The organism is Mycobacterium sp. BMJ-28, from assembly GCF_054404835.1.
Map to the genome: position 1 here is coordinate 4,469,795 of NZ_CM136783.1, position 12,180 is coordinate 4,481,974.

Annotated in this window: 12 protein-coding genes; 6 read left to right on the forward strand and 6 right to left on the reverse strand. The window is 67.8% G+C overall.

The features are described 5' to 3' along the window. Positions 1-65: 65 nt before the first annotated feature. The 3 genes from ACXPWS_RS22135 to ACXPWS_RS22145 are packed head-to-tail and all read right to left on the reverse strand — an operon-like array spanning position 66 to position 4,206. Entirely contained in the window at positions 66-3,167 is a 3,102-nt protein-coding gene (locus ACXPWS_RS22135; protein ID WP_458708706.1) for a helicase HerA domain-containing protein, read from the reverse strand. Further along, positions 3,167-3,781: a hypothetical protein gene (locus ACXPWS_RS22140; protein ID WP_458708707.1), complete on the reverse strand. Its 615-nt coding sequence runs from the start codon at positions 3,779-3,781 to the stop codon at positions 3,167-3,169. Before ACXPWS_RS22140 ends, ACXPWS_RS22135 begins: the two co-directional genes overlap by 1 nt. Beyond that, entirely contained in the window at positions 3,778-4,206 is a 429-nt protein-coding gene (locus ACXPWS_RS22145) for a MerR family transcriptional regulator (protein ID WP_458708708.1), read from the reverse strand. Before ACXPWS_RS22145 ends, ACXPWS_RS22140 begins: the two co-directional genes overlap by 4 nt. A gap of 53 nt (positions 4,207-4,259) precedes the next feature. Here ACXPWS_RS22145 and ACXPWS_RS22150 point away from each other — a divergent pair, with 53 nt between their 5' ends. Further along, positions 4,260-4,997 carry an SDR family oxidoreductase gene (locus ACXPWS_RS22150; protein ID WP_458708709.1) on the forward strand — a complete coding sequence of 246 codons (738 nt, stop codon included), beginning with the start codon at positions 4,260-4,262 and terminating at the stop codon, positions 4,995-4,997. Between the two features lie 3 nt (positions 4,998-5,000). On the opposite strand, the gene ACXPWS_RS22155 is transcribed toward ACXPWS_RS22150, so the two are convergent. Next, positions 5,001-5,915, reverse strand: coding sequence for a haloalkane dehalogenase (locus ACXPWS_RS22155; protein ID WP_458708710.1), 915 nt, complete (start codon positions 5,913-5,915; stop codon positions 5,001-5,003). Positions 5,916-6,010: 95 nt separating this feature from the next. On the opposite strand from ACXPWS_RS22155, the gene ACXPWS_RS22160 reads away from it, so the two are divergent. The 5 genes from ACXPWS_RS22160 to ACXPWS_RS22180 all read left to right on the forward strand — a co-directional run bounded on the left by ACXPWS_RS22160 (position 6,011) and on the right by ACXPWS_RS22180 (position 10,083). Beyond that, positions 6,011-6,316, forward strand: a complete 306-nt coding sequence (locus ACXPWS_RS22160; RefSeq protein WP_458708711.1) for a WXG100 family type VII secretion target — start codon at positions 6,011-6,013, stop codon at positions 6,314-6,316. Positions 6,317-6,319: 3 nt separating this feature from the next. Continuing rightward, a complete protein-coding gene (locus ACXPWS_RS22165) occupies positions 6,320-7,921 on the forward strand; it encodes a DUF4185 domain-containing protein (RefSeq protein ID WP_458708712.1) in 1,602 nt (533 codons plus the stop codon). Between the two features lie 82 nt (positions 7,922-8,003). After that, positions 8,004-8,486: a hypothetical protein gene (locus ACXPWS_RS22170; protein ID WP_458708713.1), complete on the forward strand. Its 483-nt coding sequence runs from the start codon at positions 8,004-8,006 to the stop codon at positions 8,484-8,486. A gap of 19 nt (positions 8,487-8,505) precedes the next feature. Beyond that, entirely contained in the window at positions 8,506-9,009 is a 504-nt protein-coding gene (locus ACXPWS_RS22175) for a hypothetical protein (RefSeq protein ID WP_458713650.1), read from the forward strand. A 54-nt stretch (positions 9,010-9,063) separates the two neighbouring features. Then, positions 9,064-10,083: a DMT family transporter gene (locus ACXPWS_RS22180; RefSeq protein WP_458708714.1), complete on the forward strand. Its 1,020-nt coding sequence runs from the start codon at positions 9,064-9,066 to the stop codon at positions 10,081-10,083. A gap of 3 nt (positions 10,084-10,086) precedes the next feature. Here ACXPWS_RS22180 and ACXPWS_RS22185 read toward each other — a convergent pair whose 3' ends face one another. Both ACXPWS_RS22185 and ACXPWS_RS22190 read right to left on the reverse strand, forming a co-directional pair. After that, positions 10,087-11,145 (reverse strand): DUF7159 family protein, encoded by a 1,059-nt coding sequence (locus tag ACXPWS_RS22185; RefSeq protein ID WP_458708715.1) that lies wholly within the window; start codon positions 11,143-11,145, stop codon positions 10,087-10,089. A 152-nt stretch (positions 11,146-11,297) separates the two neighbouring features. Beyond that, a complete protein-coding gene (locus tag ACXPWS_RS22190; protein WP_458708716.1) occupies positions 11,298-12,146 on the reverse strand; it encodes an NAD(P)-dependent oxidoreductase in 849 nt (282 codons plus the stop codon). Between the last annotated feature and the right edge of the window lie 34 nt (positions 12,147-12,180).

Genomic DNA, 12,180 nt, shown 5'->3' on the forward strand with positions numbered 1-12,180 from the left:
CACGAAAAGCTTTCTGCGAGCTGGCAAATCGCTGGAGAACGCGCTTCACCTGGGGCGACCGGGTTTCACCGGCCCTGTGCCAGTCCCAGCACTTGCTCAGCCGACGGCGGGCTCGGCGGGTGATAGGACAGGCACCACGGGGCGGCGATCCGGTGGAACGACTCCCCTTCGGTGGCCACGTAGAAGTTGCCGGCCCGCAACCGGCTGATGTCGGGCACCAATCCGCCCTTGGCGCGGGCCATTTCCGCGGCGGTGTCGATCTGCGTCGGCGAGTTCAGCAGGCCGTAGAACTGCGTCGTCGCGTTGCCGGGAATCTGATTGTGCAGACTCTTGGGGGCCTGCGTCGCGAACACCAGCCCCAAACCGTACTTCCGGGCCTGCGACGCCAGGGCCAGGGTGCTGCGCAGGCTCGCCGTGACGCCTTTCGACGGTGCCAAGGTCTGCGCCTCGTCCATCACTAGCAAACCGCCCAGCGGCCGGTCGGCGGCCGGATTGCGTTTGATCCACGCAAACAACGCCATCTGCAGCTGGCTGACGAAGCTCTGCCGCTGCTCATCGGACTGCAGCCCGATCATGCTGATCACCGAAACCCGGGCGCGGTAGCCATCCGACGGGGTGAGCAGCACGCCCGGGTCGACGGGCTGACCCGTTCCGCCGAACATCGGGTCGTTGACCATCGCCGCGCGCAGGTTCTGCGCCACCTCGCCGGCCATCTTGTGCGCGCCGGCCAGCCCGCTGACGTCGTCGGGCAGGTCCTCGAGCAGATCGATGAACCCACCCAGGGTGGGAGCGGGTTGACGTCCGTAGTGCAGCAACGCTTCTCGCAGCACCGCCCGCGAGCGTGCCGCCTTGGCCGTCTGTCCGGCGATCTGCGCGCGGGGTTCCAACGCCGCGCAGGCCGCTTCGACGGCGTCGGTGTATTCGTCCTGATCGTCGAGCACGCTGGCGAAGTCCGGCAACGGATGAAACGCCAACGGCCGCCCGGTGGACCGCCGCGGCGTCCAGATCAGCACCTCGGTATTGGCGAAGTACTCCCGCGCGCGCCGGTCATCGGCACGATGCCAGCCGGGCGGACTCTCCGGCCACGGGCTGCCCAGCCGGGCCAGATCGTTGTTGGGGTCCAACACGATTGATGACACCCCGCGCAGCGCGGCCTCTTCGATCAGCCGCCGGATCAGCACCGTCTTGCCCGAGCCCGAGCCGGCGAAGATGGCCACATGCTTGCGCAGCGCGGACAGGTCGACGGCGACGGTGGCGTCGGTGCGGATGTCCACCCCCAGCGGGATCTCCGAATCCGAAGTCGCCATCGCGATCCCCGTGTCCGGCTGGTGTTCCGGTTCGGCTTCGATCTCGATGGGGGCGGCCACCGGTTCGTCGCCGCCCAGTGCCTCCAGCAGCAGGGTGATGCCGTGTGCGGGCCGGCGCGCGCGCAGCCAGCCGGCCAGGCCCGCGTCGTCCTCCTGGAGCAGGTCGCGCAGCGCGGTCATGGTCCGGATGTCCTCATCCGACATCGTCAGGGTGCGTCCGCCGGCGCGCTCGAAGTCCGCCACCAGATCGGTCGTCTTGGGCCCGCTGGGCCAGGGTGTGTTGCGCAGGAAGAACAGCCGGCGCCGGTCACCACCGGACCCCAGACCCGTTGCACTGACGGCCTTTTTGACGCGGTTCTGGGCAGCCACCGCGTTGGTCGCACCGATTGCACGGAATGCCCAGTGCTGTTCGTCATCGGTGGCCGAGTCCAGGGTCTGGCGCAACCGGGCGTGCAGCACCACGTGCGATCCGGGTGGCGGGTCACACGCATAGGACTGATCGTTGCCCTGCTCGGCGATCCAGGCCGTCAACGCGGCGTTGAGCAGTGCAGGGACGGCGGTATCCTCGCCGTCGGGGTCCAGCGCCGCTGCCGGCACCGCGCGGGCCCGGAATTCGAGGAACCGCCGGTCCAGCGGCGAGGTGTCCGGAGAAGGCATGGCGGACAATGCTTCTGGCTCGGCAGGCTGGTCGGCGAGGTGTGCGAGTTCGGTGATCTCGCCGCGACGCAGCGCATCCCGCACGTGCGCGTCGGCGCGGATCAGCAGTTGGCGCGGTGTGTAGCCGGCGGCGTCGTCGAATGCCGATGGTGAGATGGGCCAACTCGGGTACGGCGGGCCGAAGCCGACCGAGGCATAGCTGGTCGCGAACCGGCGTTCCAGGATGGCCCGGCCGATATCGCCGGTCGGCAGCGGAGTGAGCGGCGCGGTGACCCGGAACCGGTCCTGCACGCTGGCGGTGGCGCGGTCCCGGATGGCTTCCCACGCCGAGGGCAGGCAGGCGACGACGGCGACGGTGCGGCGCATGGTCTGCCGCACCGACATCAGGCCGTGCGCAACCTGTTCCAGCACACCGTCGCTGTCGTGGGCCGCGTCGTCGGTGCGGGAGGAGGATTGCGCGAGCAGGGTGTCGATCTGATCCAGCGCCAGCACCGCCGGTCCGGCCAGGGCGGTCAGCCGGGCGATATCGCGCACGCACTGCTGCGCCGACGGGCTGGCACCGCGCAGCCGCCACAGCTTTCGGTCCTCGGCGCCGTCGTCCTCGCTGGCCTGCAGGTAGGCATCCCCGACGTCGCGGGCGGTCAGGTCGTTGGCGGCCAGCAGCACCAGGGCGCGCAGCGTCTGGTGGCAGTCGCGGACATCGCGGCGGGCCTTGGCCAGGGTGTTGACGAACTGGTCGAGGGTCTCGGGTTCCAGGTCGTCGTCGCCGATGATGGCGCGCCGCTCGGCCCGGGACACGTGCGCGATGGAGGACAGCTCCCACAGCAGATCCTTGAGCTGGGTCTCGCGTCCGACGCCGGGGCGGCCGAGGCTTTCCAGGATGCCGCTGCGCACCGACTCCCAGAAACTGGCGGCGTCGAGCAGTTCGACGACGTAGAAGAAACCGCCGTCCTTCTGGACGCGCTCGCGGATCTGTCCGAGCAGATGTGTCTTGCCGGAGCCGGCCTGACCGCGGATGGTGACGCCGAGCGGGGCCGTGTCGGGGTCACGCAGCGCGTCGCCGAAGGCTTCCATGACGTCGTCGACGGCGCGTTCGTTGAGCCCGCCGACGTGGGTGGCCGATTGCGGGCGCCACAGATCGTCACTGGTGGGCGCCCAGGTGAGGCGAAGGGCGGCAAGCGCTTCGCGGTGTGCCTCCTGCATCAACTCTCGATGCTAATCAGGTGCTTGGCTTGGTTGCCGATGTGGATGGCGGCTGCGCGGTCGTGGTCTGTGAGGACCTTCTGGTTCTCCTCGGGAATCAGGCTGACCGCACCGTCGCGGTAGAGCTGCGCCAGGACATTGTCGAGATCCTCGCGGGTGAGGTCGCCCAGTTCGTCGCGCAACGTGGCCAATCCCAGCCATGCGCCGGGGCGGGCGGCCAGCTTCGCGTAGGTGCCGCGGATGCGCCCGTCGACGGTCGGGGCCGGTGAGCCGAAGACGTCGGCGAGGCTGAGGTCGGCCGCGGTGAGGTGACGCGCGACCGCGGCCAGCACCGTGTACAGCGTCTTGGCCGGGCCGGTGGAACGCGGCGGTGCGCCCGCGGTCAGGATGTCGCGGCACAGCCGCCAGCCGCGGTCGGTGAGCTCGTGCACGAATCTGCCGGTGCTGCGGTCGGATTCGATGAGGCCCAGCGCGTTGAGCTTGTCGCGACCGGCCTTGTCCAGCTTGGGGCCGAATTCGAGCAGATCGGGGTTGGGTACGGGCCGGGCCTGCGCCATCAGGACCAGCAGCACGGCACGCTCGGTTCCGGTCAGGTCTGCCGGGGTGACAGTCACGGGTCCAACGTAGCGCGGTTGGGCCGGGCCGTCGGATCCCACAGGCCCGCGGCCTCGCCGGCCCGCAGCTTCGTCTCGTAGAGCTCGGTCTTCCACGTGATGATGTCGCGCGCCTGTTCCAGTGCTTGCATCTGGGCGTCGACGCGCGCGCGATGCGCATCGAGCAGGGCCAGCCGATCTGCTTCGTTGCCGGGACCGCTGCGCACCAGCGTGGCGAACTTTTTGAGGTCCGCCAACGGCATCTGCGATTCACGGAGCCGGGTGCAGACCCGCAGCCAGTCGACGTCCAGCTGGCTGTACCGGCGCCGGCCGCCCGCGGTGCGTTCCACCGGGCCGATGAGCAGGCCTTCACGTTCGTAGAAGCGCAATGCGTGCACGCTGAGCCCGACCGCGTCCGCGACTTCTCCGATGGTGTGGCCGGTCATTCGTCCCCCTCGCAGTTGACCTAGAGTTCACTCTAGCTCGTAGGGTCGCCGTCATGACACGTCGATTCGAGGGCAAGCGGGTGGTGGTGACGGGCGCGAGCAACGGTATCGGGTTGGCGGGTGCGCGACGCCTGGCCGACGAGGGTGCGGACCTGTTGCTCACCGGAACGAACTCAGCGCGGCTGATATCCCTGGCCGACGAAATACCCTCGGCCACTGTCATTTTCAATGATGCATCGGGCACCGACGCCGGAACCGCACTCGCCGAGGCCAACGCGGGGCGCCGCATCGACGGGTTGTGGCTCAACGCTGGTTACGCCGACATCGCGACCATCCCCGACACCGGCGCCGGGCTGTTCGACGCGATGATGGCGACGAATGTGCGCGGGCCCCTGCTGCAACTGGCCGCGCTCGACGGTGTGCTGAACGATGGCGCGTCGGTGCTGGTGACGTCGTCGACCTCGACATACGAGGGCGCCCCGCGCACGGCGGTGTATGCGGCCACCAAGGCCGCGCTGATTGCCGCCGCGCGCAGTTGGGCGGCCGAGCTGGCCGCAAGGGGTATCCGGGTGAACACGTTGGTCCCGGGCGCGATCAGCACCGATTTCCGTGCCTTCATGGATGACACCACCCGTTCGACGTTCGAAGCCGGTGTGGTCAGCCGGGTGCCGTTGGGCCGGGTCGGCACACCCGAGGAGGCCGCCGCGGTCGCGCTGTTCCTGCTGTCCGACGAGTCCAGTTACGTGACGGCCAGCCAGTATCCGGTCGACGGCGGACTGACCCACCGCTGATCGTTACTGCGGGGTGGTGCGCTGGATGAACGACACCACGACCGCGGCCAGCTCGGCGCCCTTGTCCTCCTGCAGGAAGTGGCCGGCTGCGGTGATGGTGACCGGTTGCTGATCCTTGGCGCCGGGGATGTGCGCGGCCAGCACCCGGTCGGCGCCGCGGGTGATCGGGTCGGAGTCGGAGAACGCGCACAGGAAGGGTTTGTCGAAGTGGCCCAAGGCCTCCCACGCGACCCGGTTCGCCGGGGCCGCGGGATCTGACGGATCGGTGGGCACCAGCAGCGGGAACTGCCGCGCGCCTTCCTTGAAGGACTCGGCGGGAAACGGTGCGTTGTAGGCGGCGACGATGTCGTCGGCCAATGCGGTCGTGCATCCGCCGTTGACGATGTGCCCGGCGTCGAATACCGGTGTCTGCTGGCTGAATTGTTGCCAGGCGAGGAAGGCCGCGCCTGGGGGCCGGTCGCCGGTCGGCAGGAAGGTGTTGGCCGCCACCACCCGGCTGAACCGATGCGGATCCTCACCGACCAGGCGCAGTCCGATCAGCCCGCCCCAGTCCTGGCACACCAGCGTGATGTCGGACAGCCCGATCCCCTCGATCGCGCCCCGCATCCAGTCGACGTGGGCCTGATACGTGTAGTCGGTGCGGCGGGAGGGTTTGTCGCTGCGGCCGAATCCGACCAGGTCGATCGCGACCGCCCGCAGTCCCGCGTCCACCAGCACCGGGATCATGTGCCGGTAGAGGTAGGACCAGCTGGGCTCGCCGTGCAGCAGCAGGACCACCGGCGCGTCGGGCGGCCCTTCGTCGACGTAGTGCATCCGCACCGGGGTGCCATCGGGACTGACCACCTCGACGTAGTGCGGCTCGAAGGAGTAGCCGGGGAGGTCGGCGAAGCACTCGTCGGGGGTGCGCAAGATCTCCATCAGCCGACGCTACCGCGCCATTTGAGCGTCCCGGGTGGGATCGGGGCGGGCCTAGAATCAAGACACGTCCGCTTTGTGGTCGAGGGGGAAATCTGATGGCAAAGCCGTTGCGGGTCGATCCGGCCCAATTGCAGGTGACCGCGGAGTCACTGCACCGTCACGCCGAGTCGTTTTCGGCGACACATGAGCAGGCGCAGTCGCGCGCCGGTTCGGTGGCGCTCGGGGCGAGCAAGGCCGCCGCGGCGCTGACCGCCACGCTCGGCGAGTGGCAGACCTCGGCCACGCAGTTCGCCGCGCACCACGTCAAGCACGCCGACGGGCACCGTGCCGCGGCGCAGGCCTACACCCAGACCGATACGGGCGCCGCCGATGAGATCGAGGCCGCCGGACGCGACCTGTAGCTCGTGGCGCTCACCCTGCAGGAGCTGTTGAACTGGCCGCCGGAAATCGGCGACCTGGCCAAGGCCACCCATGACGTGGCCACCAATCACGCCGATTCCGCCGAGTTTCTGCGCTCGGCGATGCATGCCGTGGACTGGGACGGTGAGTCCGGCGACACCGCGCGCCAAGCCGTGTTCTCCACAGCCGGCGACCACGACAAGCAGGCCGAGCGGATCAAGTCGGCCGCGGGGTTGATCGACACCGCGCATCAGGAGGCCGATGCGCTGGCCAACAAGGTCAAGGACATCCTCAACTATGCGGCCGAGGCGCCGGCGGTGAAGGTGAACCCTGCAACCGATGAGGTGAGCCCGCCCGATAGCTACCAGTACATGGACGCCGAGACGCAGACGAAGGTGTCCGAGAAGATCGCCGAGCTCAAGGCCAAGATTGCCGACGCGATCATCGAAGGCGACCGCATCGACGACGAGTTGGCCAAGGCGATCGCGAAGGCGTCGGGGTTGCCGGAGCCGGCGCCGACCGCGACGTCACTTGAAGACCTCATGCTGGGTCCGCCCGGCGGCCCATTACGGCCGGGCGAAGCGCGCAATCACGGGCCCGTCGCAGGAACCGGCAGCGATCCCGGCATCCCGGGCATCGGAGCTGCGGATCTCGGTGAGGTCGTCACCCTGCCCAACGGAAAGCAGGTGGCGATCTTCGGCGACGCATTCGAAGGCGATCATGTCGGCGCGGATCCGCACTATCGGTCCGTCGCGGTGCCGGTGTCATTCGATTCGGAGGGGCGGCCGCATTACGGACCGCCGCTGACGGGCCCGAAGGGCAGCCCGAACGAACTGTTCAGCATTCCGCAGGCAGCGTTGGACGCCGATCCCGCCACCAATGACACCCTTCCCGGCGGAACGGTAAAGGTCGGGAACGATACCTACATGATGGTTGTCGGTACGAAGAACAACCTTGAGCCAACAGGCTCCTGGTTGGTGAAAGTTAACAACGACTTCTCAAAGCCATGGGAAGCTATCCCGGGGTCGTGGGCATCCTCATCCGGTCCCGACGCTCGACCGACACAGATCAGCGGATTCCAGAGCTCCAAAGACGGCAAGGTCTACATCGCCGCGGACTCGTTCGACCGCACATCAGGCGTCACCATGTACCAGGTGGATCCCAACAACGGCGGGAGCATTGCGGACCGCGGCACCTGGCAGCCCTGGACCGGTGCCGGCTTCGGGACGCCAACCGACACTCCGACGATCGTCAGCCCAGACAGATACGGCGAACTCAGTTTCCAAGAGGTTCAGGGGCACGCCGTCCTTTCGGGGTTCAATGTCCACAATGGGCCCGACGGCGCGGTTGAAGTGCTGGTCGGCGACAGTCCCACAAGCGTTTTCGATAACGTCCCTACCGTCGTTGTCCAGAACGGCACTCCCCAAGGACCGAACTGGGTGCCGCAACCCTACGGCGGATTCATCATGCCCGGTTCTACGCTCGACAACATGAATATTCTGGTCAGTCAGTGGCATCAGCCGGCAAACGCTGCGGGGGTGCCGATCGGCCCCGGGATCTACAACAGCCAACAAGTGAATGTGAATGTGAACCAGCCGCCGCGGTAACACGAGCACAGGATGTTTGCGAATAGAGTGTTGAAAGAGGGGAACCCGCGCAATGTATGCATTACAACGCACTTTGGTGATCGTGACCTCGGTAACCACATTGCTGATCACCGGATGCAACGCTGAATCGAAGGCTCAACCACCTGCATTTCCTGACATCGACTCGTATACACCGGTCGACGTCGCGGCCTACGACCGGCCGATCACCACAGCCGGACGCAAACCGTTTGACGCCTACTACTTCACTACGCCTGACGGAATCACCTGCAACTTCATCTCGGGCCAGGCACAGTGCCGCGGTAACAACTTCCCGGGTGTTCCGCCTGCATCGCCAGCAGCAAATGGTGCAGAACGAATGAACTGGATAGGCACGGGCAGCCAGCTCAAGACCATTCCGGCATCAGATGGCGCGCGTCCCGGAGCCACTCTCCCGCCGTTCCACTCGATCGCCGTTGACGGCGCCACCTGTGGTGTGGACGACAAAGGCACCACGGCATGCAAGGACGCTCAGGGGCGCGGGTTCATCTTGTCTCCGAATTGGTCAGGCTGGTTGCCCAAGGTATAACGCCAAGATGCGCTGTGTGATGCAGGTCGTAGCCGCAGCAGGGCTTCTCGTCGGGGCTCACCCACCCGAATCCCACGCCGATACACCGCAATTGCCTGACTTCGGCACCTACACCTCGGTAGATATTGCGGACTATCGGATCGACACCACCACGCCCGGGCATCCGAGTTCAGGCACGTACTTCAAGACGCCAGACGGCATCGTCTGCAATTTCAGTTCCCTGCAGGCTCAATGCCGCGGCAACAACTTCCCTGCTGTACCCCCGGCCACCTCTGATCCGTCCAGGAATCTGAATCGGGTCAATTGGATTGGCACAGTTACTGGTTTGAAACAAACGAACGAGGGACCCGTCGGCGATTTGGTCCACGGCCAGCCAATCAAGACGCTGCCGCCGTTTCACTCGATCTCGGTGTTCGGCGCAGTCTGCGGCGTCGACGACGCCCGCACCACGGCCTGCAAAGACTCGAAGGGCCGTGGCTTCATCCTGTCCCCGGCATGGTCGGGCTGGCTGCCCAACGCGTGACGGTCACGGCAGGGAGCGAGCGCAAGCCACCCCTTCCAACGCAGTAGTCTTTGCGTGCGCAAGTTCAGCCCGTACAACGATGTCGGCTCGATGCGACAGTGCTACGGGAAGGCAGCGGTGGGCCAAGATCTCGAGCACCCGACTCGGCGTGGCTGGGTTGCCGGTGCGGCGTCCGCGCTCGCCTACGGCTCGATGCCGGTGGCGGCCGTCTTCGCCTACAACGCCGGCACCAGTCCCGCGGTGCTGCTCACTCTCCGCGGCATCCTCGGCACGGCCGTCATCGCCGCGCTGTGGCTGCTGAGCGGGCGGGCCCGGCGACTCCCGTGGCGGCCGGTGGCGTGCCTGCTCGTGTTTTGCGGGCCGCTGTTCGGGGCGCAGGTTCTCGCATTCTTCATGGCGGTCGAACGCGGCGGTGCGCAGATACCGGTCATCGTGGTGAACGTCTGCCCACTCATGGTCATCGCCCTGGTGTGGCTGCGTGACCGGGCACCGGTACCCAAGGTGTTGATCCTGCTGGCCTGTATCGCGATCGCCGGGTTGGTCATGGTCGGTGGCGCCGGATCGGGTGCGGTGTCCCTTGCCGCGGTGGCCCTGACCCTGCTGAGCGCGGCGGGCTATGCCGGCTATCTCGTCCTCAGCGAACGCTGGGTGCGCCAGGTCGGGACGGTGGCCACCGCCGCCCTTGTCACGATCGGCTCGACGATGACCACCGGGCTGTTCGCGGTCGCTTCCGGCGACTATTTCTCCGTGCCTGCGGGCGTATGGACGGTCGCCGCGATCCAGGGCGTGGTGTTGATGCCGATCGGCACCGGTGGTGCGCTCTATGCGGTCCGCGTGCTGGGGTCGGTGCCCTTGAGTTTGCTCGGCGCTCTCGAACCCGTCATCGGGATCACCTTGGCGGCAACCCTTTTGGGCGAGCGCCTCGACCCAGTTCAGTGGATCGGCGTCGCCGTCATCTTGATTGCCTGCGGTGCGGTGCCATTCGCCGCCGGCCGTCGTGCCGAGCCGAGCGCCGCCGCGCAGCACCCATTGAACGGGCTCGGCGCCGGGGAATCCCCGCTCCCGGAGAAATGATCGCTACCTGAAGCGACCGATGATCGGGATCTTGTCCAGGATCCGGTCCCGCAACCGAGGCGGCTCCGGCGGTGGGGCTGCCGGCGGGATATAGGCCGGGGGCAGCGCAGGCGTGGCGTTCGCCGGCGCCGCGGGCTCCGGAGCGGGAGGCGGCGCGGCGGGCGCCGGGGGCGGCGGAGCCTGCGGGGCGGGCAGGTTCATCAGAGCGAAAGGCTGGCGGGCCAACTCGCGCACCTCGGCCGCCGTGCGTACCGGCGGCGCCGGACGGGTGATCGCTTCTGATGCGGCGACGGGCTCCGGCGTGGCTTCGTGCTGCTGCTCGGGCAGCCCGTGGGACGCGAACACGATCGACACCGAGACGACGAACGCGACGCTGGCGACACCGAGCGCCGACGTCAGCAGCTGCACCCGGGAGAACCGGGGCTCGGTCGGTTCGGGCGCGGGCAGGCTGGCCGCGTACGCCGAAGCCAACGCGGCCCCACGGGTCAACGCGAAGTCGGCTTCGGTGGCGGTGACGACCGGGCGGTCGGTTTCCTGCCGCAGGGCTTCCACCAGCTCCTCGGCGTCCTCCGAGCCCAGGACGAACACCGCGTCCGGGCTGGGGCGGGCGCTGCGCACCACGGCGCAGACCCGGTCGATCAACGTGCCGGCGTCCACCCGTTCGATCTGCTCGACGGCCACCTGGAATCCGTCGACCGTGGCGACCACCGCGGCATCCGGTTCGACGATGCACACCACCAAGAAATCGTGCCCCGTCATCTCGGCGATGCCGCGAGCCAGCGCTTCGGTGGCCTCGACTTCTCGGACGGCCACCACGGGGACTCCCCCGCTGTAGACGTCGAGCGCCTCACGCACCTTGATGGCGTCCGACTCCGCATCGGGTGTCCAGGTCAACCCGACGGCGTGCAGCTCCTCGTCGGCGGGCAGCGTGGCCAGGTAATCCTGGATATCTGCAGCGTCGAGCACCGTACGGTCCAGGTGATCTCCCTGGCCGGTGGCGCCGTCAACCAGCTCACCGCGGATATCCCTCGTCGTCACCGAAAGGCCCAGCACGAGGCTCATGGAGTTCCCCCTGATCCATCGACTCTGTGCGTTGAGGTTACCCATTTGTGACCGACTACGACGCATGGCCTCGCGGCGCGGACCATGTGAGCGGCGCCGCTACGTCGTGGTGGCGACGGGAAATACCGCCTGAATGGCCTGGTGAGCCCCCTTCAGAAACCGAAGTAGACCGCGGCCATGTCGTCGTCGCCGTGACCGGCCGCACTGGCGGCGTCGAAGGCGGCTCGGACACCGTCGACCAGGGCGGTCGACAGCCCAGCGGCGGAGATCGCGTCGTGGATCAGTCCGGTGTCTTTGCGGACGCCGTCGACGCTGAACTGCGGTGCGTAGGACGATTCGATGATCGCCTTGCCCTTCATCTGCAGGTACGGCGAGCCTGCCGCCGAGCCGTCGAATGCCTCCAAGATCAGTCGCTGGTCCAAGCCGAACCCCTTCGCGAGCGCGAAGGACTGGCCGATGGCCGCGGCGAGGGTACTGATCCAGGCGTTGCAGACGATCTTGAGCTGCGATCCCGGGCCCGGCTCATCGCCCACCCAGATCGTCTTGGACCCCACGGCGTCGAACGCCGGCTGGACCCGTTCCCGCAGTGCGGGGTCACCGGAGGCCAGCATCACCAGGTTGCCTTGCTCGGCGGGCACTTTGGTGCCCAGCACCGGGCAGTCCAGGAACGCGACGCCGTGTTCGGCGGCAAGGGCGGCGGTCTGCGCCGCGCCGTCGGTGCCGATGGTCGCGCACTGCACGAACACCGCGTCCGCTTCTATGGACGGCAGCACCGTCGCCATCACCTCGAGCGTTGACGGCGCGTCAAAGAGCATCGCCACCACGACGTCCGCGCCGGTGACGGCTTCCACTGGGTCCGACGCCACCACGGCGCCGTCGGCGGCCAGCGGCCGGGACCGCTCGGGCGTACGGTTCCACACCGTCACGTCGATTCCCGCGCGCAGCAAGGACTGCGCCATTCCGGCGCCCATGGCGCCCGTACCCAGAACCGCGACTCTCATGGCATTGATTCTGCCCGGGGCGCGGACGTGCCGC

Excerpts from the sequence above, each read along its gene's own strand:
- ACXPWS_RS22135 (WP_458708706.1), bottom strand. The coding sequence starts at position 3,167 with ATGCAGGAGGCACACCGCGAAGCGCTTGCCGCCCTTCGCCTCACCTGG.
- ACXPWS_RS22160 (WP_458708711.1), top strand. The coding sequence starts at position 6,011 with ATGGCAAAGCCGTTGCGGGTCGATCCGGCCCAATTGCAGGTGACCGCG.
- ACXPWS_RS22150 (WP_458708709.1), top strand. The coding sequence starts at position 4,260 with ATGACACGTCGATTCGAGGGCAAGCGGGTGGTGGTGACGGGCGCGAGC.
- ACXPWS_RS22155 (WP_458708710.1), bottom strand. The coding sequence starts at position 5,915 with ATGGAGATCTTGCGCACCCCCGACGAGTGCTTCGCCGACCTCCCCGGC.
- ACXPWS_RS22145 (WP_458708708.1), bottom strand. The coding sequence starts at position 4,206 with ATGACCGGCCACACCATCGGAGAAGTCGCGGACGCGGTCGGGCTCAGC.
- ACXPWS_RS22185 (WP_458708715.1), bottom strand. The coding sequence starts at position 11,145 with ATGAGCCTCGTGCTGGGCCTTTCGGTGACGACGAGGGATATCCGCGGT.
- ACXPWS_RS22175 (WP_458713650.1), top strand. The coding sequence starts at position 8,506 with ATGCAGGTCGTAGCCGCAGCAGGGCTTCTCGTCGGGGCTCACCCACCC.
- ACXPWS_RS22190 (WP_458708716.1), bottom strand. The coding sequence starts at position 12,146 with ATGAGAGTCGCGGTTCTGGGTACGGGCGCCATGGGCGCCGGAATGGCG.